Origin of the sequence: Paractinoplanes toevensis, from assembly GCF_018332695.1 — a bacterium.
Lineage (GTDB): Bacteria > Actinomycetota > Actinomycetes > Mycobacteriales > Micromonosporaceae > Actinoplanes > Actinoplanes toevensis.
Genome location: NZ_BOQN01000145.1, coordinates 57,118 through 76,826 on the forward strand (window position 1 = coordinate 57,118; position 19,709 = coordinate 76,826).

Annotated in this window: 17 protein-coding genes; 10 read left to right on the plus strand and 7 right to left on the minus strand. The window is 72.3% G+C overall.

Annotation, left to right across the window (positions count from 1 at the left end; translation table 11 throughout):
- The first annotated feature begins 4 nt into the window (after window positions 1–4).
- Window positions 5–373 carry an MmcQ/YjbR family DNA-binding protein gene (locus tag Ato02nite_RS46255; protein WP_213013101.1) on the plus strand — a complete coding sequence of 123 codons (369 nt, stop codon included), beginning with the start codon at window positions 5–7 and terminating at the stop codon, window positions 371–373.
- On the opposite strand, the gene cobS is transcribed toward Ato02nite_RS46255, so the two are convergent.
- A complete protein-coding gene (gene cobS / locus Ato02nite_RS46260; protein ID WP_213013102.1) occupies window positions 344–1,084 on the minus strand; it encodes an adenosylcobinamide-GDP ribazoletransferase in 741 nt (246 codons plus the stop codon). The two genes, Ato02nite_RS46255 and cobS, sit on opposite strands and share 30 nt — an antisense overlap.
- Complete coding sequence (locus Ato02nite_RS46265; protein ID WP_213013103.1) at window positions 1,081–3,021, minus strand: bifunctional adenosylcobinamide kinase/adenosylcobinamide-phosphate guanylyltransferase; 1,941 nt, start codon at window positions 3,019–3,021, stop codon at window positions 1,081–1,083. The genes cobS and Ato02nite_RS46265 overlap by 4 nt, the downstream gene beginning before the upstream one ends.
- 84 nt (window positions 3,022–3,105) lie before the next feature.
- Between Ato02nite_RS46265 and Ato02nite_RS46270 the strand changes: the two genes are divergently transcribed.
- Window positions 3,106–3,303, plus strand: coding sequence for a hypothetical protein (locus Ato02nite_RS46270; protein WP_213013104.1), 198 nt, complete (start codon window positions 3,106–3,108; stop codon window positions 3,301–3,303).
- A 3-nt stretch (window positions 3,304–3,306) separates the two neighbouring features.
- Complete coding sequence (locus Ato02nite_RS46275) at window positions 3,307–4,137, plus strand: site-2 protease family protein (RefSeq protein WP_213013105.1); 831 nt, start codon at window positions 3,307–3,309, stop codon at window positions 4,135–4,137.
- On the opposite strand, the gene Ato02nite_RS46280 is transcribed toward Ato02nite_RS46275, so the two are convergent.
- Both Ato02nite_RS46280 and Ato02nite_RS53405 read right to left on the minus strand, forming a co-directional pair.
- The gene (locus Ato02nite_RS46280) at window positions 4,138–5,136 is read right to left on the minus strand and encodes an aldo/keto reductase family protein (RefSeq protein ID WP_213013106.1); all 999 of its coding nucleotides are present in this window, start codon (window positions 5,134–5,136) and stop codon (window positions 4,138–4,140) included.
- Between the two features lie 17 nt (window positions 5,137–5,153).
- Entirely contained in the window at window positions 5,154–11,081 is a 5,928-nt protein-coding gene (locus Ato02nite_RS53405; protein WP_246608145.1) for a WG repeat-containing protein, read from the minus strand.
- Window positions 11,082–11,234: 153 nt separating this feature from the next.
- On the opposite strand from Ato02nite_RS53405, the gene Ato02nite_RS52320 reads away from it, so the two are divergent.
- Genes Ato02nite_RS52320 through Ato02nite_RS46325 form a run of 5 tightly spaced genes read left to right on the plus strand, consistent with a single transcriptional unit; the run spans window position 11,235 to window position 15,994 of the window.
- Window positions 11,235–12,086 carry an ABC transporter permease gene (locus Ato02nite_RS52320; protein ID WP_438873124.1) on the plus strand — a complete coding sequence of 284 codons (852 nt, stop codon included), beginning with the start codon at window positions 11,235–11,237 and terminating at the stop codon, window positions 12,084–12,086.
- Window positions 12,079–12,879, plus strand: coding sequence for an ABC transporter permease (locus tag Ato02nite_RS46310; protein ID WP_213013111.1), 801 nt, complete (start codon window positions 12,079–12,081; stop codon window positions 12,877–12,879). Before Ato02nite_RS52320 ends, Ato02nite_RS46310 begins: the two co-directional genes overlap by 8 nt.
- Window positions 12,876–13,826 carry an ABC transporter ATP-binding protein gene (locus Ato02nite_RS46315; RefSeq protein ID WP_213013112.1) on the plus strand — a complete coding sequence of 317 codons (951 nt, stop codon included), beginning with the start codon at window positions 12,876–12,878 and terminating at the stop codon, window positions 13,824–13,826. Before Ato02nite_RS46310 ends, Ato02nite_RS46315 begins: the two co-directional genes overlap by 4 nt.
- Window positions 13,826–14,635: a glycoside hydrolase family 16 protein gene (locus Ato02nite_RS46320; RefSeq protein ID WP_213013113.1), complete on the plus strand. Its 810-nt coding sequence runs from the start codon at window positions 13,826–13,828 to the stop codon at window positions 14,633–14,635. Before Ato02nite_RS46315 ends, Ato02nite_RS46320 begins: the two co-directional genes overlap by 1 nt.
- Before the next feature lie 18 nt (window positions 14,636–14,653).
- On the plus strand, window positions 14,654–15,994 hold the full coding sequence (locus tag Ato02nite_RS46325) for a glycoside hydrolase family 16 protein (RefSeq protein ID WP_213013114.1): 1,341 nt from the start codon (window positions 14,654–14,656) through the stop codon (window positions 15,992–15,994).
- On the opposite strand, the gene Ato02nite_RS46330 is transcribed toward Ato02nite_RS46325, so the two are convergent.
- Window positions 15,991–16,545 (minus strand): helix-turn-helix domain-containing protein, encoded by a 555-nt coding sequence (locus Ato02nite_RS46330; RefSeq protein ID WP_213013115.1) that lies wholly within the window; start codon window positions 16,543–16,545, stop codon window positions 15,991–15,993. The genes Ato02nite_RS46325 and Ato02nite_RS46330 overlap by 4 nt on opposite strands.
- A 66-nt stretch (window positions 16,546–16,611) precedes the next feature.
- Between Ato02nite_RS46330 and Ato02nite_RS46335 the strand changes: the two genes are divergently transcribed.
- Complete coding sequence (locus Ato02nite_RS46335) at window positions 16,612–17,340, plus strand: AzlC family ABC transporter permease (protein ID WP_213013116.1); 729 nt, start codon at window positions 16,612–16,614, stop codon at window positions 17,338–17,340.
- On the plus strand, window positions 17,334–17,642 hold the full coding sequence (locus Ato02nite_RS46340; RefSeq protein ID WP_213013117.1) for an AzlD domain-containing protein: 309 nt from the start codon (window positions 17,334–17,336) through the stop codon (window positions 17,640–17,642). The genes Ato02nite_RS46335 and Ato02nite_RS46340 overlap by 7 nt, the downstream gene beginning before the upstream one ends.
- On the opposite strand, the gene Ato02nite_RS46345 is transcribed toward Ato02nite_RS46340, so the two are convergent.
- Together Ato02nite_RS46345 and murA are read right to left on the minus strand one after the other, a co-directional pair.
- Window positions 17,639–18,259 carry a DUF3043 domain-containing protein gene (locus tag Ato02nite_RS46345; RefSeq protein WP_213013118.1) on the minus strand — a complete coding sequence of 207 codons (621 nt, stop codon included), beginning with the start codon at window positions 18,257–18,259 and terminating at the stop codon, window positions 17,639–17,641. The genes Ato02nite_RS46340 and Ato02nite_RS46345 overlap by 4 nt on opposite strands.
- Window positions 18,260–18,327: 68 nt before the next feature.
- A complete protein-coding gene (gene murA / locus Ato02nite_RS46350; RefSeq protein ID WP_213013119.1) occupies window positions 18,328–19,683 on the minus strand; it encodes a UDP-N-acetylglucosamine 1-carboxyvinyltransferase in 1,356 nt (451 codons plus the stop codon).
- Window positions 19,684–19,709 lie beyond the last annotated feature (26 nt).

Here is a 19,709-nt window from a genome sequence, read left to right on the forward strand (position 1 = left end):
CCCGGTGGCCGTCACCTACGAGCAGCTGCGGGACTGGGTGCTGGCGCTGCCCGGCACCCGGGAGGTGTTCGTCGAGCAGTGGGGGCACCCGACGCTGCGCTACGGCGACAAGATGTTCGCCTCGGGCCGCTCCGGCTCGCCGCACGCCACGGTGAAGGCCTCCCTGGAAGATCAGGCCGAGCTGATCGCGAGCGCGCCCGAGGTGTACGAGAAGTCGCAATACACCGGCCGCTTCGGCTGGGTGCGGGTCGACCTGGCCCGGGCCGACCCCGAGGAACTGCGCCAGGTGGTGATCGAGGCCTGGCGGCGGACCGCGCCGAAGCGGGTCGTGGCCGCCTACGACTCAGCGCAGGGACAGGCCGACCAGGGCTAGCGTGGTCGCCAGCTCCACCGAGGCGCCCAGCACGTCACCGGTGATGCCGCCGAAACGACGTACGGAATGGCGCAGCAGCAGAACCACCGCCAGCAGTGCGACGAAGACGGCGGCCGGCCCCTGCCACGGACGGTCCGGGGTCGCGGCGGCCGCCGCGACCGTCACGATGATCGCGGCCCCCGCCGCAACCGGGATCGGAACCGTGCCCGCCACCAGCGCACCCAGGCCCTCGGGCCGGGCCGCCGGAACCCCACGCCGGCAGGCCACCGTGATCGCCAGCCGGCCGGCCGCGAACGCCGCGATCAGCGCCCACGGGGAGATCGACCCCAGCGAAGCGGTCTGGATCAGCAGGGTCAGCGCGATCGCCGCCACCCCGAACGGTCCGATGTCCGGCTTTTTCATGATTTCCAGCGCGGCCGCGCCGCGCCGATAGGAGCCGAGCGCGTCCACCGTGTCGGCCAGCCCGTCCAGGTGCATCCCCCGGGTCAGCAGCGCCGCCGCCGCGACCGTGACGGCCGCCGCCACCAGCGGGGGAGCGTGCAGCTCGCGCATTACCCAGAGGATTCCGCCGAGGGCCGCACCCAGCGCCGCGCCCACCACCGCGGCCAGGGACATCGCCCAGCGTGCGGATTCCCGATCCACCCGGCCGCCGCGAACCGGCAGGACCGTCAGCGTGGTCACGGCGAGCCGAAGTCCGGCCCCCGCGCTCACTCTCCGGTCGTCGCCGGGCCGGGGCCGTCGGGGGTCGGCTCGGCGAAGTCGACGTCCTCGTCGTCGTTCGGGACGATCAGGTCGGTGAGGCCGTCGTCGCCCGGCTCGGTGAGCAGCGCCGGGTGCACCGGCGCGGCCGCGGCCAGGGCGATCGCGGTGCGCAGCAGCGGCAGCGCGGCCAGGGCGTTCGCCCCCTCGCCCAGACCGAGGCCCAGGTCCAGCACCGGGTCCAGGCCGAGCACGTCGGCGCCCTGCCGGACCAGCTCCACGCCGCCGTCGTCGGGCAGCAGCGACCAGTGCCGGATCTGGCTGCCGATGTCCCGGGCGACCAGCGCCGCCGCGATCCCGACCGGGCCGTCCAGCAGCACCGGCAGGCGCCGGGACGCGGCGCCCAGCAGCACACCCGTCGCCACCGCCAGGTCGGCCCCGCCGAGCTCGCGCAGGATGTCCTTGGCGCCGCGCGGCTCCTGCCGGATCCGGTGCAGCGTGTCCCGGACGGCCGCGCAGCGGATCATCCAGGCCTCGTCGTCGTAGCGGCCGCCCGGGCGAAGCACCCGGGGCAGCACCGCGACCGCCTCGGCGGCCGTGGTGGCGGCCGAGATCGCGGCGGCCACCGCGTCGGTGCCGACCCCGATCGAGGCCAGCACCAGCAGGTCGCGGCCCGCGTCGGCGGCGGCCTCGGCCAGCCGCCAGCCCTGCCGCAGCGCCACCTCGACGGCGGCGTCGTCGATCACCGGACCGTCCTCCATGGCGCCGGCGCGGGCCACCCGCAGCACGGCGATGTCGGCGCCCGACTGGCCGGCCAGCCGGCTCAGCACACCCTCGCCGTTTTCGACCTCGGCGACCCGGCGTTCCACGTCGGCCGGGTCGTCGCCGGCCGCGGCACCGCCGTCGTGGCCGCCGGCGATCAACAGCACGCGGGGCGAGGTCCAGGCGCGGGGGATCGTGGTGCCCTGGGTGCCGGCCGCGAACTCGACCACCTCGACCAGCGAGCCGAGACCGGCACCGGCGAAGTCGACGTTAACCAGGCGGTCGCGGGCGTCCGGGCCGGCGTCGCTGTCCGGCATCGGCAGGTCCATGCCGGGCTCGATCGCGACCAGACCGCCGAGGGTCGGCAGCTGCTGGGTGGGTTCGTGCAGCACGGCCCCGGCCGCCGACGGCGCGACAAGCTGAGGCGTAGCGTCCGCCGCGGCTGCGGTCCTGGCGTCCGGCGTAACCGGCGCGATGAGCTGAGGCTCGGCCACCGGCTCGGCCTCGGCCGCGCCCGCGTTCGCCGCGCTGTCCGCGCCCGCGCTCGCCGCGCCCGCGCTCGCCGCGCCCGCAGCGCCGAGACCCGCGCGGGACGCCTCCTTTTGTGCGGACAAATCCGAAATGCTGGCGGAAACCGTCGCGTCCGGGCCGCTCAGCCAGATCGCCCGGCCGGCGACCACCAGGGCCACCCGATCGCAGGCGTCGGCCAGGGCCTGGTTCGTCGTGCCGAGAGCGTCGGCGAAGGCGCGCCCGACCGGCGTAGTCGCGACCAGGGAGAGGCCGACCTCGGGGCTGACGAGCACGACACGCCCGGCGCACGAACGCACCGCGGCGGCCAGCGCCGCCACGTCGGCCTCGTCGTCGTTGGGCTGCCGGGCCGGGTCGAGGACCGCCGCCACCCAGCCGCCGAGGTCGTCCACCAGCAGCGTGTCGTCCGGTTTGGTGTCGGCCAGCAGCGCGATCAGCCGGGCCGGGTCGGCCCCGGTCTCCTCGGTCGACCAGGACTGTGGCCTGCGCTGCTGATGTGTTTCGATCCGCGCGCGCCACTCCGGGTCGTCCTCGCCACCCACGGCCGTGGCTACGTACCGCACCGAGGCGGCGTCCGCGACCAGCGCCTCGGCGAACGCCGACTTGCCGGACCGGATCCCGCCGAGGACCAGGACGGTGTTCCACCGATCATCGGACATGCCCCGTACCTTAAGGCCGGGCCGCACAGGCGGAAGCCGTAGGGTGGAGGCCGCACCGAGCACAGAAGTGAGGGGGAACGGCGGATGCCGTGGAGTTGGCGGTACGAGAACGTCGACGGACAGTCCGTGGCCGGCCCGGCCGAGACGTTCAGCAGCCAGGCCGACGCCGAGTCGTGGATCGGCCAGGAGTGGCGTGAGCTGGCCGACTCGGGCGTGGCCCAGGTCGTCCTGGTCGAGGACGACCGGGTCGACTACAAGATGAGCCTGCTCCCGGCGGACTAGCAGATGACTTACGAACCGGTCTACACCCGCACCCCGCGCAACGCGTTCGTGCCGAGCCCGGTCTTCGTCGGCATCGTCGCCGTCTTCGGCGTGAGCGGCTGGATGACCTGGACCGGCTTCGGCAACGTCCGGGTCGACGTCTTCCTGTTCATCATCACCGGCTGGCTGCTGTCGCTGTGCCTGCACGAGTACGCACACGCCCTGGTCGGCTTCTTCTCCGGCGACAAGACCGTGGCCGACCGCGGTTACCTGCGGCTCAACCCGCTGAAATACACCAGCCCGCTGCTGTCCATCGTGCTGCCGGTGATCGTGGTGATCCTCGGCGGCATCGGCCTTCCCGGCGGCGCGGTCTGGATCGACCACCAGCACATCCGCAGCCGGGTGAAAGATTCGCTGATCAGCGCGGCCGGCCCGCTCACCAACGTGGTGCTGGCCCTGGTCATGGCGGTGCCGTTCTGGATCGGCGTGGGCCCGAAGTTCGTACTCACCCTGAGCGGGCAATATCAGCTGACCGGCCAGACCACCCACCTGGAGTTCTGGAGCGCCCTCGGTGCCCTGGCGTTCCTGCAGATCACCGCGAGCGTGCTCAACTTCCTGCCGATCCCCGGCCTGGACGGCGGCAGCATCATCGCCCCGTGGATGAGCCCGGCCTACCAGCGCGCGTGGAACCTCTTCGCGCCGTACGGCTTCATCCTGTTGTTCCTTGCTCTGTGGCAGACGAAGCTCGGCCAGTACTTCTTCGACGTCGTGTTCTGGCTGGCCGAGCGCCTCGGATTGTCCGAGGCGCTCATCCAGGTAGGACTCGAACTGATGCGGTTCTGGTCCGGCAGTTAGTTACGGGCGGCGGGCGGGGCTCACGGTCTTGGCCGGGTCCCGCTCGGCCACCGGGTCCAGGACGGCGTCGATCGACTTCATCAGGTCGGCTTCCAGCCGTACGCCCGAGGCCTTGACGTTGTCTTTGACCTGCTCCGAGCGCGAAGCGCCGATGATCGCCGCGGAGACGTTGGAGTTCTGCAGCACCCACGCCACCGCCAGCTGCGCCATCGAGAGCCCGGCCTGTTCGGCGAGCGGCTTCAGGCCGGCCACCGCGGTCAGCACCTCGTCGGTCAGCAGCCGGGAGATGAAGTTCGCCCCGCTCTTCTCGTCGGTGGCCCGGGACCCCTCGGGCGGCTGCTGGCCCACCGCGTACTTCCCGGAGAGCACGCCCTGCGCGATGGGCGAGAAGACCACCTGGCCGATGCCCAGCTCGATCGAGGTGGGCACCACCTCGGCCTCGATGACCCGCCAGAGCGCCGAGTACTGCGGCTGGTTGGAGACGAACGGGATCTTCAGATCCTGGGCCATCTCCCATCCGGCCCGCAGCTGGGTGGCGGTCCACTCGGACACGCCGATGTAGAGCGCCTTGCCGGAGCGCACCACGTCGGCGAACGCCTGCATGGTCTCCTCGAGCGGGGTCGAGTAGTCGTAGCGGTGCGCCTGGTAGACGTCGACGTAGTCGGTCTGCAGCCGGGTCAGCGACGCGTCGATCGACTCCATGATGTGCTTGCGGGACAGGCTGCGGTCGTTGGGACCGGGACCGGTCGCCCAGAAGACCTTGGTGAGGATCTCCAGGCCCGCCCGACGCTCGCCCTTCAACGCCCGGCCGAGCACCTCCTCGGCGCGGCCGCCCGCGTAGACGTCCGCGGTGTCGAAGGTGGTGATCCCCTCGTCGAGGGCGGCCCGCACGCAGGCGACCGCGGCGTCCTCCTCGACCTGGGAACCATGGGTGATCCAGTTGCCGTAGGCGATCTCACTGATGAGCAGGCCGGAACGGCCGAGATGACGGAACTCCATAGCTCCCCTTTATATCCTCAGAGAACGGGACGCCCGTCGGTCAGCAACCGGTCCAGCTCATCCAGTACGTCGGACTGCTCCTTGTACTTCAACTCGATCAGCATCTCGCCCTTGCGGTCGAGCGCGCCCCACAGCCCGTAGTGGTCGGCGATCAGGAACGCCACCGGGTGGATCACCACGGCCGCGTGCGTCGGCTCGACGATCATCTGCCCGTTCCGGTCCACCACCCCGAACCGCTCGCCCACGTCCACCACGGCCAGGCCCTCGTCGGTGAAACCCTCGATCGGCCCGCCGGACACCAGCGGCGTCCGGAACCCCTGGAACCGCGGCTGCACCACGACCCGCCCGTGCCGGTCGATCGCACCCCAGCCGCCCCGCCGGATCAGCGCCAGCCCGTGATGGAACGGCTTCGCGTCCTCGAACCCGCCCGGCACGATCAGCCGGTTCTGCCGGTCGATCGCATACCAGCCGCCCGCTTCGTCCCGGGACACCCAGGCCAGCCCGTCGGCGAACCGCTCGGCCGCCCGGTACCCCGACGACGCGTCGATCACGACGTCACCGGCCAGGTCGATCAGCTCCCAGGCCGGCGACTCCGGCCGGCGCACCCAGGCCAGCCCGTCCGCGAACGGCTGGGCCTGTGCGTACCGCGGCGGCACCGCGCCGACGTAGCCCCACAGCCCCGACCGCTCGTCCCGGATCGGCCGCGGCGGCTCGGTGCGGCCCAGGATCTCGTCCCGGGTCCGCGGATAGGGACCCCACTCGCCGCCCCGGGTGTGCCGGAAAATCGTGTCGAGGGCCAGCTCGATCCGCTCCACCAGGTCCGGGTCGGCGCCCTTGCGCAGATCCAGCGCCGTCTCGAAGTGGTTCATCGCCTCGAGATAGCGTCCCTGATCGAAGGCCGACCGCCCGGCCAACTCGTGCACCTCGGCCCGCAGCCGCGACGGCAACTCCGGCGAACTGGCCTCCGCGTAGAGCAGATCGGCCTCCGCGAACTCACCCTTCCACTGCAGCACATGCCCGAGCCGGGCCTGCACGATCGCGGTCCGCCGCAGCTCACCGGTGGCCTGAGCGTGCGCGAGCGCCTGCCGCCCGTCGGCCTCGGCCGCGTCCAGCTCACCGAGCAGCCGCTGAGCCACCGCCCGCAGCCCGAGCAGCCGGGCCCGCACGGCGTCCCGCTCGGCGTACTCCAGCTTGTCGGTCAGCCGATCCACCACGACCCACATCGGATCCGGCTCGTCGATCTCCTCCCGCAGCGTCTCCGGATCGAACGACCACGGATAGGCCGCGAGCACCTGCTCCGGATCCCCCCGCCGAGCCTTCGCGTCGATCGCGGCCCGCTGCCGGATCGGCGCACGCTTGGCCGGGACCGCTTCCGCCGGGTCGCTGCCAGCCGCACCAGCAGAGGCCGCGACCAGGGCGTCGGCCGCGCTCTCCGAGGCGTCCTCCGCCGAGTCGGCGGTTTCGCCCTTCGGAGGTACGGCGTCGGGCTCCCCCGCCGAACCACCCGGTCCCGCGGTCTCGGTCACCCCGGAACTCACCGCCGCGGGAACGACCGCCCCAGCTTCACCACCAGGTTCCGCGCCAACCGATTTGTCCGACCCGGTCGGGTCGGCGGGGTTTGCTTCGCCAACGCCATCCGCCGCCGGCCCCGGTCCGGCGTCCACGCCGGGCTCGTCGACGGCCCCGGCCCCGGCGCCCGAGACGGACGCGGTTCCGCTCGCCGGCTCGGCTTGGGTCTGCGGCTCAGCTTGGGTCTGCGGCTCAGCTTGGGTCTGGGGTTCGGCTTGGCCCCGTGGCTCGGCATGCGTCTGCGGCTCAGCTTGGGTCCGGGGTTCGGCCGGGTCCCGTGGCTCGGCTTGGGTCTGGGGTTCGCCTTGTGCCCGCGACTCGGCCGGTGCCTGCGACTCGACTTCGGTCCGCAGTTCGGCGCGCGACTCAGTTCGGGTCTGTGATTCGGGTTGACCTTGGTATTCGGGCTGGTCTGGGGACTTGAGATGGCCTTGCGGCTCAAGCCGGGCCGGCGGCTCGGGTTCCGCTTCGGGGTCAGCGGAGGCTTCGGCCTTGGCGACGGTCTCGGCCCGAGATCCGGGCTCAGGCCGGAGTTCGGCCGGCGGTTCGGGTTGGGCTTTCGACGTGAGATGGGTCTGCGGTTCGCGTTCGGCGTCCGTCTCGAATTCGGCTGCGGGCTCGGCCGCGGTCTTGATCTCGATGTCTGGCTTCGGCTCGGCCGGGGTTTCCGGCGCGGGCGCCGACCATGCGTCCGTGGCAGCCGGCGCGGCGGCGAAGGACGACTCGATAGCCGGTTGCTCCGGGTCGACGGCGATCGGCCGGTCGGCCGGGAGGGCGACCTCGGCCTCGACCCACATAGCGTCGACCGGCTCGATGTCGACGAGCTCCGCCTCAATCGGTTCGGCATCGTCCAGTTCAGGCTGGCCGTAGGCGGAGCTCACCGGCCGCACGCTGATCGGTGCCGCGCTGATCGGTGCTGCGCTGACCTGCGTCGTGCTGATCGGTTCGGTGCCCGGAGCCGAGCTGACGGGTGTGGCGCTCACGGGTGTGGCGCTGATCGGTGTGGCGCTGACCGGTGTGGCGCTCACGGGTGTGGCGCTGACCGGTGTGGCGCTCACGGGTGTAGCGCTGACCGGTGTGGCGCTCACGGGCGTGGCGCTGACCGGCGTGGCGCTGACCGGGCTCGTGCTGAATGGTGTCGCGCTGGTCGGCCGCATGCCGAACGACGTCTCACCGGCCGGCCGCACGTCGAACGGCGTGAAGTCCGACGGCGCGGCGCTGACCGGCGTATTGCTCGGCGGCGATCCGTAGGGCGAGAAGCCGATGGTCTCGGGCTCGACCGGGGTGGCACTGACCGGGCCGCTGCGCGGGTGGTCGAACGACGAGAAGTCGATCGGCTCGGCGTCGGCCGGGATGGCACTGGTCGGGGCCGCGCCGACCGGGCTGTCGCTGAGCGGGGCCTCGAAGGAAGCGGAGCCGGCAGGCTCGGCGCTGGTCGGGGTGGCGCTGACCGGGTCGCTGCTGTGCGGGTCCTCGAACGGCGAGATGCTGGTGGGCTCGGCGCTGGTTGGGGTCGCGCTGACCGGGTCGCTGCTGTGCGGGTCCTCGAACGGCGAGATGCTGGTGGGCTCGGCGGTGGTTGGGGTCGCGCTGACCGGGTCGCTGCTGTGCGGGTCCTCGAACGGCGAGATGCTGGTGGGCTCGGCGCTGGTCGGCGTTGCGCTGGCCGGGTCGAACGGCGAGCGCTCGGGCCCGGCGGGAGTGGCGCTGGTCGGCGTGCTGCCGTAAGGGTGGTCGAACGACGAGGAGCTGGTGGGCTCGGCGCCGGCCGACGTGCCGCTGGTCGGGGTCGCGCTGACCGGGGTGCTGCTCGGCCAGGTCTCGACCGACGCGAACTCGGTGGGCTCCCGCTCTGCCGGGGCGGCACTCAGCGGCGTCGCGCTGACGGGCGCGGCGCTGACCGGAGTTGCCGGAAGCGACTCGGCGCCTGCGTCCTCGGCCGGCTCCGGGCCGGTGCCGGACGGAGTCACGATCGGGTGTGAACCGGTGCCGGGGACGAACCAGCTCTGCTTGGCGGGCACGCCGCTGACCGGGGCGTCCTCGCCGGCGGACTCGTTGGGGTCCGGGGACTGCTCCGGCGCCGCAGCGGCCGGTGCGGCGGAGACCGGCGGTGCCGAAACCGGCGAGGCCGAGGCGGGAACGGCCGACGCCGGTACGCCGGACACCGGCGCGGTCTCCACCGGGTCGAGCGGCACCTGCGTGGGCGCTCCGAGGCCGCTCATCGAAAGCAGCCAGCCCAGGCCGTGGCCCTCGGGCTCGGGCACCGGCGGGACGGTCTCCGGCTCCGGTGCGGCGGGCGTGGCACTGCGCGCCCAGGCCGACTCGGCCCAGTTCGGCTCGGGCTCGGTGCTGGTGGCGGGCGGAGCCGTGACCGGTTCGACCCCGGAACCCGCGGTCGGTCCGTCCGGCAGCGTGAACGCCGCGTCGGCCGGGGCGTAGGCGTGTTCCTCCGGCACGGAGTATGGCTGCGCGGTGGTCGGCCGGACCGCACCGAACCGCGCCTCGCCGGCGGCGGCGTAACCGGCCTGCGGCGGGAACGGGAAACCGTCGTTCGGCACCGGCCCACCCGTGACCGGCCGCGAAACCGGCGGGGGCGGGTAGGCGTGCTCGGCAGCAGGCGCGGAAATCGGCTGGGTCTGGTCGACCGCGGGCCCGGCGACCGGCCGCGGGTAGGCCTGCTCATCGCCGGACGCAGCCACCGGCCGGCCCTGCTCGGCCCCGGACGCCGAGACCGGCGGCTGATAGGCGCGGTCGGCAGACGAAGCCGAGACCGGCGGTACGTAGGCGCGGTCCGACGCGGGCGGGGGGACCGGCGGCGGCGAGCCGTGCTGGGCGGCCGGTGCGGAGACCGGTCGTGGGTAGCCCTGGTCTGCCGCCGGTGCGGAGACCGGTCGTGGGTAGGCGCGGTCGGTCCCGGGGGTGACCGGCGGCGGGTAGCCGTGGTTGGCCGCCGGTGCGGAGACGGGCCGCGGATTGCCGTGGTCGACTGCCGGAGCGGGCACGGGTCGCGGTTGGGCCTGGTTGGCCGCTGGTGCCGAGACCGGCCGGTAGGCGTGGTCGGGCGCGGGTGCGGACACCGGCCGTGGGTGCGTCTGGTCGCCGGCGGGTGCGGACACCGGCCGGGGGTAGGCGCCGGCGTCGGACGGTCCCATCTGGCCGGGGCCGGAGACCGGGCGGGCCTGGCCGGGCACGGCGGGGTACACCGGCGACGGCGACGCCTGCGACGGGGTGACCCGGGTCGGCTGCGGTGCCGGGCGTGCAGGTGCGGGGCTGCCGACCTCGGGCGCGGGCCGCAGGTCGAACGGTGCGTCGGTGCGGCGGCCGGCCGGGTGGACCTCCGGGCGGGCCGGGAAGGCGTCCGCGGGTGCGGGGCGGGCACTGCCGTATACGCCGGGATTGGCGGCCGGTGACACCGGACGTGGGCCCGCGACCGGTCGCGGCTCCTGGTAGGGCGGGCGCGCCGCGCCGTACATGTGGGGGCCCTGCGGCCGCCCACCGGCCAGCGACACGGACTGAGACGGCCCGGACTGCGGCGCCGCGGACTGCGGATGCCCCTGCGGCGTCTGTGCCCGCGGGTCGCGGTGCTGCTGCGGGTCGCGATGGGGTTGCGCCTCGCGCTGAGGATCGCGGTACTGCTGCTGCGGGTCGCGGAGCTGGTGCGCTTCGCGCTGCGGGTCACGGTACTGCTGGGCGTCGCGCTGCGGGTCGCGGTACTGCTGCGCATCGCGCTGCCCTTCGCGTTGCGCGTCGCGGTACTGCTGGGGGTCGCGGTACTGCTGAGCGTCGCGCTGGCCCTCGCGCTGCGGATCGCGGCGCTGCTGGGCGTCGCGCTGAGGGTCTCGCAACTGTTGCCCCTCGCGGTACTGCTGCGCGTCGCGGCGCTGCGGGGGCTGGTCGCGGAACGGGGGCTCGGGGGTGCCGGGGCGGCCGCCGTACGGGGGAACCGAGCCGCGCCGCTGGTCGGGCGCGGTGGGGCGACCCTGCTGGGGTGGGCGCCGCTCGTCGGTCAGGTGGTCGGGCATGGCCATCGGGCGGTTCCAGGACGGCTCGTCGCGCTGCTGCGGCGGCACCGCGCCGGCCGTGCGGGCCGCGTACCCGGAGCTGTCTCGGTTGAGGTTTTCCCGGCCCTGCGGCACGCGCGGGTCGTAGGTGCGCGGCTCGTCGCGCTGGACGGGCGTGTGGGTATATCGCTGCGGGGCCTCCGACGGCGGCTGCGTCGAGGCCTCGTAGACGGGGGTGCGCACGGCCTTGCGGCGGCCGGGATCGCCGGGGTAGCGCTGGCCGGGCAGCGGCTCCCACTCCCAGGTGATCTCGTAGACCCAGGCGGGCTCGTCGCCCCAGCGGTCGTCGCCGATCTGCGAGCTCCAGCCGTTCATCGGGCAGCCAACAGCAAGCCCGGCGATTGGCGACGCTCCGTCACGGTCAAGTCCACTTCTCGTGCGAAAAATGTGCGGTGGCCGTCCGGAGACCCGGGTAGAGTCTCCCGGCTCCACTGCGGGGTTTGGAAGGAGATTAACGGCGTGGACCGGATTGGCGCCAGCGTGCTGACGATCTCTCCCGGTCGTCCGTTTCGCGCTTCCGTAACTACTTTCGGTGCACTGGTGTGGTCGGGTTTCCGGCGCTACGCGACCTATCGGCAGGCCACCATAGCCGGATCGTTCACCAACATAGTCTTCGGCTTCCTTCGCTGCTACGTGCTCTTGGCCGTAGCGGCCGGCGCGGTGGGCAATCGCCCGGGCGGGTATGACGTCGAGCAGCTCGCCACGTACGTCTGGGTGGGTCAAGGATTACTCGCGGTGACCGGAATCTGGGGTTGGACCGAGCTGGCCGACCGGATCCGCACCGGTGACATCGCATCCGACCTGTTACGTCCGGTTCCTCCGGTCGTGTCGTACCTGGCGGCTGACCTGGGCCGTGCGCTGCACGGCACGCTCACCCGGTTCCTCGGTCCGGTGCTGGTCGGCCTGCTGTTCTTTCCGCTGGCGAGCCCGCACCGGTGGCAGACGTTCCCGCTGTTCGTCCTGTCGGTCGGCCTGGCCGTCCTGGGGAGTTTCGGCTGCCGTTTCCTGGTCAACGCGACCGCCTACTGGCTGCAGGACGCCCGTGGGCCGCAGATGCTGTGGACGCTCGGCTCGGGCGTGCTGGCCGGCCTGTACTTCCCGCTGCGCCTGCTGCCGGAGTGGCTGACGGTGACGCTGTGGGTCGCCACCCCGCTGCCGGGCCTGCTGCAGACCCCGCTGGACGTCCTGGTGGAGCGCGATTCGCCGGCCTTGCAGGCCGGCCTGGTCGCCCTGCAGGCGATCTGGGCGGTGCTGCTCCTGTGGCTGGCCAGCGTTGTGCAGCGGCGGGCCGAACGCAAGCTGGTGGTGCAGGGTGGGTGAGCTGCGGGCGTACGCCGCGCTGGCCGGCGGGAAATGGCGGTCGATGCTCTCCTACCGGGCGTCGTTCGCGGCCGAGCTGCTGAGCAACGTGGGCGCCACCGTCCTCGACGTGGTCACCGTGTTCGTCCTGTTCCGGGCGACCGCTCAGATCGGCGGGTTCACGCTGGCCGAGGCGATCCTGATGACCGGACTGACCGCGTTCGGTTTCGTGCTGGCCGACATGACCGTCGGCAACATCGACGACCTGAAGAGGTATGTCCGTACGGGGCAGCTGGACACCATGCTGACCCGTCCGCTGCCGGTGCTGCCGCAGCTGGTCTTCACCGATCTGCCGCTGCGCAAGCTGCTGCGGCTGGGGTTCGGGGCGACCATCTACGGCATCGCGCTGGCCGTGAACGACGTCGACTGGACGGTCGCCCGGGTGCTGCTGGCCGCGGTGGTGCCGGTCGGGGCCGCGCTGTTCTTCGGGGCGATCTTCGTGCTGACCGCGAGCTTCGCGTTCTGGTGGGTCGAGTCGGGGGAGATCGGGAACGGTTTCACCTACGGCGGGCGGGACTTCACGTCGTACCCGATCACGGTTTACAGCAATTGGTTCCGGGACCTGTTCGCGTACACCCTGGGCTTTGGTTTTGTCGCCTATCAGCCGGCGCTGGCGCTGCTCGGCCGGACCGACCCGCTGGGGTTGCCGGCCTGGGCCGGCTATGTCTCCCCGCTGGTCGCGCTCCCGGCGGTGGCGATCGCCACCGCGGTGTGGCGCACCGGCATCCGCCACTACCGGAGTACGGGTTCATGATTCGGATGCGGGAACTGCGCAAGGACTTCACGGTACGGGTGAAGGCGGGGCGCCTGCGCCGGACGAAACGCACGGTGTCGGCGGTCGACGGGATCGACCTGACCATCGAGCCGGGGGAGATGGTCGGCTACATCGGCCCGAACGGCGCCGGCAAGTCGACCACCCTGAAGATGCTGACCGGCGTGCTCGCGCCGAGCTCGGGGGAGGTGTCGGTGTTCGGGCTGACCCCGGTGCCGCAGCGCACCCGGCTGGCCCTGCGCATCGGCGTGGTGTTCGGGCAGCGGTCGCAGCTGTGGTGGGACCTGCCGCTGGGTGAGTCGTTCCGGCTGTTGCGGCACATCTACCGGGTGCCGCCGGCCGAGCACGAGACCCGCCTGCGCCGGTGCCGTGACCTGCTGGATCTCGATGAGTTCCTGGACACACCGGTCCGGCAATTGTCGCTGGGCCAGCGGATGCGTGGTGAGCTGACCGCGGCACTCCTGCACGGGCCGCGGGTGCTGTTCCTCGACGAACCGACGATCGGACTGGACGTGGTGAGCAAGCAGGCGGTGCGGTCGTTCCTGGCCGAGCTGGGCGCGTCCGGGGACGTGACGCTGGTGCTGACCACGCACGATCTGGCCGACATCGAGCGGCTGTGCGACCGGCTGGTGGTGATCGACCACGGGCGGGTGGTCCACGACGGCAGCATCGAGGCGCTGCACGCCCGGTACGGGTCCCGGCGGAGCCTCGTCGTCGATCTCGACGAGCCGCTGCCGCCGGATTTCGCGCTGCCGGGTGCCACCGTGACGGGCAGCGCCGCGGACGGCCACCGGGTGACCTTCGCGCTGGACGGCACGTCGGCCGGTACGGCGGTCGCCGGGCTGGTGGCGGTGGCCTCGGTGCGGGACCTCTCGGTCGTGGAACCGGACATCGAGGACGTCGTGGCCCGTCTGTACCAGGCGGGCTGATGGTAAAGATCCTGATCGCCGTCGTGCTGGCCGTCGCCGCTGTCGTGTCCAACGGTTCGGCGGCGCCGGACGCCGTCCGGATCATCACCTTCGACGGCCCGGCCGGTTCGCCGATCGACCCGGCGGTGTGGAACCACGAGACCGGCGGCGGCGGGTGGGGCAACGGCGAGCTGGAGACGTACACCGACAGCGCCGAGAACTCGTACGTCGACGGCCGCGGCCACCTGCGGATCACGGCGTACCGGACCGGCACCGGCTTCACCAGCGCGCGGATCACCACCCAGGGCAAGGTGGAGGTGCGGCCCGGCTCCTACGTCGAGGCTTCGATCACCGCGCCGGTCGGCGCCGGGGTGTGGCCGGCCTTCTGGACGATCGGCACCGACATCGGCGAGGTCGGCTGGCCGGCCTGCGGTGAGCTGGACATCTTCGAGGGCACCGGTGCCACCCCGACGAAGGCGCACGTGGCTGCCCACATGGCCACAACGGCCAATTCCAAGACCGACAAATCGTACGGCTGGGGAGACCCGGGTGGCACCACCGACGTCGGCAGTTCCCTCGCGGCCGGGCCGCACCGCTTCGGCGTCTACTTCGACGACCGGATCGTCCGCTTCTACCTCGACCGCAAGCCGACCATGACGCTGCGGGCCTCGGACGCGCTGCGGTCCGGCCGCTCGTGGCCGTTCGGCAAGCCGCAATACCTGATTCTCAATGTGGCGATCGACGGCGAGACCGACAATTCCAGCACGGTGTTCCCACGCACCATGACCGTCAGCCCGATCGTGATCCGGCCGGGCGGTGTGCCGTTCTGACCAGGTGAGAGGAGCCCCATGCTGCCGCCGATCCCGTTGATCGCCGCGGTCATGGTGGTTCTCCTGTCGATGTTCGGCACCCCGGGCGGCGCCGATCCGAGCAGCGCGCCGCGGCCCACCGAGGCGGTGCTCAACGGCTCCGCCGCCACCGACCTGAACGGCTGGTCGGCCTCCGCGGACCAGGGCCGGATCACCGTCGAACGGTTCTCCGGCCGCACCGGCGCTCCGAAGCCGACCGGCGTACGGCTCAGCAGCGGCGGCAACAGTGGCAGTTGGGCGTTCGCGCTGGTCGCGATCCACCGGGGCTTCTTCGAGCCGGGCACCTACTACCGGATGACGGCGTACCTGCGGGATTTGAAGGGCAAGGGCCGGGCGTACGGGCTGCTGCTGGCGAACGCGCAGTACCAGGATCAGCCGGCCAAGACCACCGAGTACGGCCGGCCCCTCGACACGAAGTGGGTCCAGGTCACCCGCACCTTCATCGCCACCGGGACGGGCGGCGCCGACACCGGCGTGTACCTGGCCTTGCCGACCGCCGGCTCGTTCCAGGCCGAGGTGACCGGGGTGAGCGTGCAGCGGGTGGATCCGCCGTTGCCACCGCGGGTGCCGGCCGGCACCGCCGCCACGACGCGGGTCACCTTCGCCGGCAAGGCCGGTTCGCCACCCGACCCGGACATCTGGAACCACGAGACCGGCGGCGGTGGCTGGGGCCACGGCGAACCGCAGATCTACACCGCCAGCACGAAGAACGCCCGGCTCGACGGCAAGGGCGGGCTGGAGATCACGGTACGCAAGGACGGCGGCACCTACACCAGCGCGCGGCTCAACTCCAAGGGCGGGGTGACCGTCAAGGCCGGCTCGTATCTGGAGGTCGAGCTCACCGGGCCGACCGGCAAGGGGGTCTGGCCGGCGGTCTGGCTGATCGGCACCGACGTCGACACGGTGGGCTGGCCGCAATCCGGCGAGATGGACGTGTACGAGGCGTCCGGCGGCACGCCGAACATCGCCCGCACCGCCGTGCACCTGCCGACCGCCGCCGACCCGACCAAGGAGCGGTCGTACGGCTGGGCCGAGGCCGAGTCCCAGACCGACCTGGGTGAGCCGGCCGACGCCGCCCCGCACCTGTACGGCGTGTACTTCTCGGACAAGCTGATCCGCTTCTACGTCGACCGCAAGCCGGCGATGACGATCTGGGCGTCGGACGCCAAGGCCACCGGCCGCCTGTGGCCGTTCGGCAAGTCGATGTACCTGGTCATGAACATCGCGATCGCCCCGAACGTGGACTACTCGCAGACGGTCTTCCCGCGCACGATGACCATCCACGCGATCGGCATCTGGCAGGGCGGAATCCCGTTCTAGACGTGTTCCATCACCAGGACGGCCCAGGACGGTTCGAGGGCCTCGTAGTAGTGCGGCACGTCGCCGGGGAAGGCGATGTAGTCGCCCGGGCCGAGCTCGACCTGCTCGCCGGCCGGTCCCACCATGATCCGGCCGGCCGCGACCACCAGGTGCTCGACGCTGCCCGGGATGTGCGCCTCGGCCTCGCGCGGCTGGCTCGGCTCCAGTTCGAGCACGTAGAGGTCGCGGCGGGCGTGGGCGGAACCGGCCGCCAGCAGCGTCGCCGCGTACGCCGACTTGTCGGCCAGCAACCGCGGCCCCTGCCCGGCCCGGATCACCCGCACCTGGGTGGGCGGCGGCTCGACCAGCCGGCTGAACGGCACGCCCAGGGCCACGCCGAGCGACCAGAGCGTCTCGATGCTCGGGTTGCCGGCGCCCGCCTCCAGCTGGGAGAGGGTCGACTTGGCCAGGCCGGCCCGGCGGGCCAGCTCGGCCAGGGAGATGCCGACGCGCTCACGCTCGCGGCGCAGGGCCGCGGCGATGGTGGCGAGCGGGGGTGCCGGCTGCTGCATGTTCGCTCCGTCGATCGTGTCGTTCGATTTGACGAACGCCCGGTGTGTCGTTCAGTATTTCAGACCATGCGTACGGTACAGCGAACGGAAGCGGATCGGGCACTCCTGCGCGACGCCGCCACCATCGCCGCGGCCATGATCGCGGTGGGTGCGTCGTTCGGTGCCATCGCGATCGCGTACGGCCTGCCGGTCTGGGTGCCGTTCCTGATGTCCACGGTCGTCTTCGCGGGCGGCTCGCAGTTCCTGGCGGTCGGCCTGCTCGCGGCCGGCAACCCGCTCGCCGCGGTCGTGGCCGGTCTGTTGCTGAACGCCCGGCACCTGCCGTTCGGCCTGGCCGTCTCCGAGGCCGTCGGCCCGCGCCTGCGGCACCGGCTGATCGGCAGCCACGTGCTGACCGACGAGGTGGCCGCCTTCACCCTGGCCGAGCCCGATCCGGCCCGCCGTCACCGGGTCTACTGGATCATCGGCCTGACGCTGTTCACGTCCTGGAACATCGGTACTGCCCTCGGCGTCCTGCTGGGCGGCGCCACCGGCGACCCGGACGCTCTGGGCCTGGACGCGGCGTTTCCCGCCGCCCTGCTGGCCCTGATCATGCCGTCGCTGAAGGACCGCGCCACCCGCACGGTGGCGCTGACCGGCGCCGCGATCGCCGTCCTGCTGACCCCGGTGCTGCCCGCCGGCCTGCCGGTGATGTGCGCCCTGCTGGGCCTGCTCACCCTGGTCCGCCCGCGCCGCCGCGCTGAGGTCCCGTCCGCAGCGCGTTCCGCGCCGGGCGAAGGGGTGCCGCCATGCTGATCGCCGCGATTGTCGTGCTCGGCGTCGGGACCTACAGCATGCGGCTCGGCGGAGTCCTGCTGCGCGGGCGGCTCGAGCTCTCCGACAGGCTGCAGCGGCTGCTGCCGATGGCCGCCGCGGCGCTGCTGGCCGCGCTCGCGGGCACGGCCGCACTGATGGCGGGGACGGAGTTCGCCGGCGCCGCGCGGCCCGCGGGCGTACTCGTCGGGGGAATTCTCGCCTGGCGCAAGGCGCCGTTCGTCGTGGTCGTGCTGGCCGCCGCCGGAACGGCGGCCCTGTTGCGGCTGGCCGGCCTGCCTTAGACGATCTTGTCGCCCAGCTGGACCTGCGGCTTCGGGACGCGCATGCGGCGGAACGTGAGGCCGCGCATGACGCCGTAGAACTGCAGCGAGCCGATGCGCACGTCGCTCTTCGGGAAGCGCTCCCGGACCGCCTTCTTGACCTTGCGGGCGATCAGGACGCTGTCGATGATCACCGCGACGGCCAGCATGGCCCAGATGATGTTGCTGGCCAGCTGGATCTCGCGGATCTGGATCGTCGAACCGATCAGCACGATCAGCGCGCCGCCGAAGAACCAGGTGCCGACCGTGCGCCGGGCGTCGATGATGTTGCGGATCAGCGCCCGCTCCGGGCCGCGGTCCCGGGCGAGCAGGTAACGCTCGTCGCCGTTGCGCATGCCCTCGGTCGCCTCGGCGCGCTCCACGCGCTGCCGCTCGCGCATCTGCTTCATCGCCTCGCGGCGGTTCTCCGGGGCCGGGGCGTTGACCTTGCGGCCGGTGCTCTGCCGTTTCGGCGTGGCCAGGCCGAGCTCCTTCTTGCTCGGCGTGTAGCCCTTCGGCCGGGCAGAGGTGTCGGTCACCTCCTCCGCGGGTTCGGGAGTGGCGACGTCGGCTGACTTGCGGCGAAAAAGCGAGGACACGCTAGGAGAGTAGCCAAACGGCGCGGTGTGGTTCACACCGCGCCGCTCATCGTGACAATTAAGAGCTGTTAGAGCCGTTCGACGTGGGCGCCGAGGGCGGCCAGCTTGTTCTCGAAGTCCTCGTAACCGCGGTTGATCAGGTCCACGCCGTAGACCCGCGAGGTGCCCTCGGCGGCCAGGGCCGCGATCAGGTGGGCGAAGCCGGCCCGCAGGTCGGGGATCACCAGGTCGGCCGCGTGCAGCTTGGACGGCCCGGCGATGACCGCCGAGTGCTTGAAGTTGCGGCGCCCGAACCGGCACGGGGTGCCACCGAGGCAGTCCCGGTAGACCTGGATGGTGGCGCCCATCTGGTTGAGCGCGTCGGTGTAGCCGAGCCGCTGCTCGTACACCGTCTCGTGCATGATCGACAGGCCGCGGGCCTGGGTCAGCGCGACGACTAGCGGCTGCTGCCAGTCGGTCATGAAGCCGGGGTGCACGTCGGTCTCCAGCGCGACCGGGCGCAGGTCGCCGCCCGGGTGCCAGAATTTGATACCGCCCTCGACGCCGGTGACCCCGGGCCGGCCGACCCGGTCGTCGGTGACCTCGAACTCGCCGCCGATCGAGCGGAACACGTTCAGGAAGGTCATCATGTCGGCCTGCCGGGCGCCGAGCACCTCGATCTCGCCCTTGGTGGCCAGCGCGGCCGCGGCCCAGCTGGCCGCCTCGATCCGGTCCGGGATCGGCTTGTGCGCGTAACCGTGCAGCCTCGGCACACCCTGGATCTCGATGACCCGGTCGGTGTGCACCGTGATGATGCCACCCATCTTCTGCAGCACGCAGATCAGGTCCATGATCTCCGGCTCGATGGCGGCGTTGCGCAGCTCGGTGACGCCCTCGGCCCGGACGGCGGTGAGCAGCACCTGCTCGGTGGCGCCGACGCTCGGGTAGGGCAGCTCCAGCTTGGCGCCGTGCAGGCCGTTGGGCGCGCTCAGATGCATGCCCTCGGGCGCCTTGTCGACGACCGCGCCGAACTCGCGCAGCGCCTGGATGTGGAAGTCGATCGGGCGCGGCCCGATGTGGCAGCCGCCCAGGTCGGGGATGAACGCGCGGCCGAGCCGGTGCAGCAGCGGGCCGCAGAACAGGATCGGGATCCGGCTGGAGCCGGCGTGCACGTTGATCTCGTCGGTGCTGGCGCTCTCCACGTTCGTGGGGTCCATCACCAGCTCACCGTCGTCGGCGCCGTCGGTGACCTTCACGCCGTGCAGTTCGAGCAGGCCGCGGACGACCTCGACGTCGCGGATGCGCGGGACGTCGAACAGGCGGCTCGGGGTCTCGCCCAGCAGGGCGGCGACCATCGCCTTCGAGATGAGGTTCTTCGCGCCACGGACCCGGATCTGGCCTTGCAGCGGCGTACCGCCGTGCACGACCAAGACGTCGTCGGTCAACGTAACCTCCAGCCGGCGGGCGATCG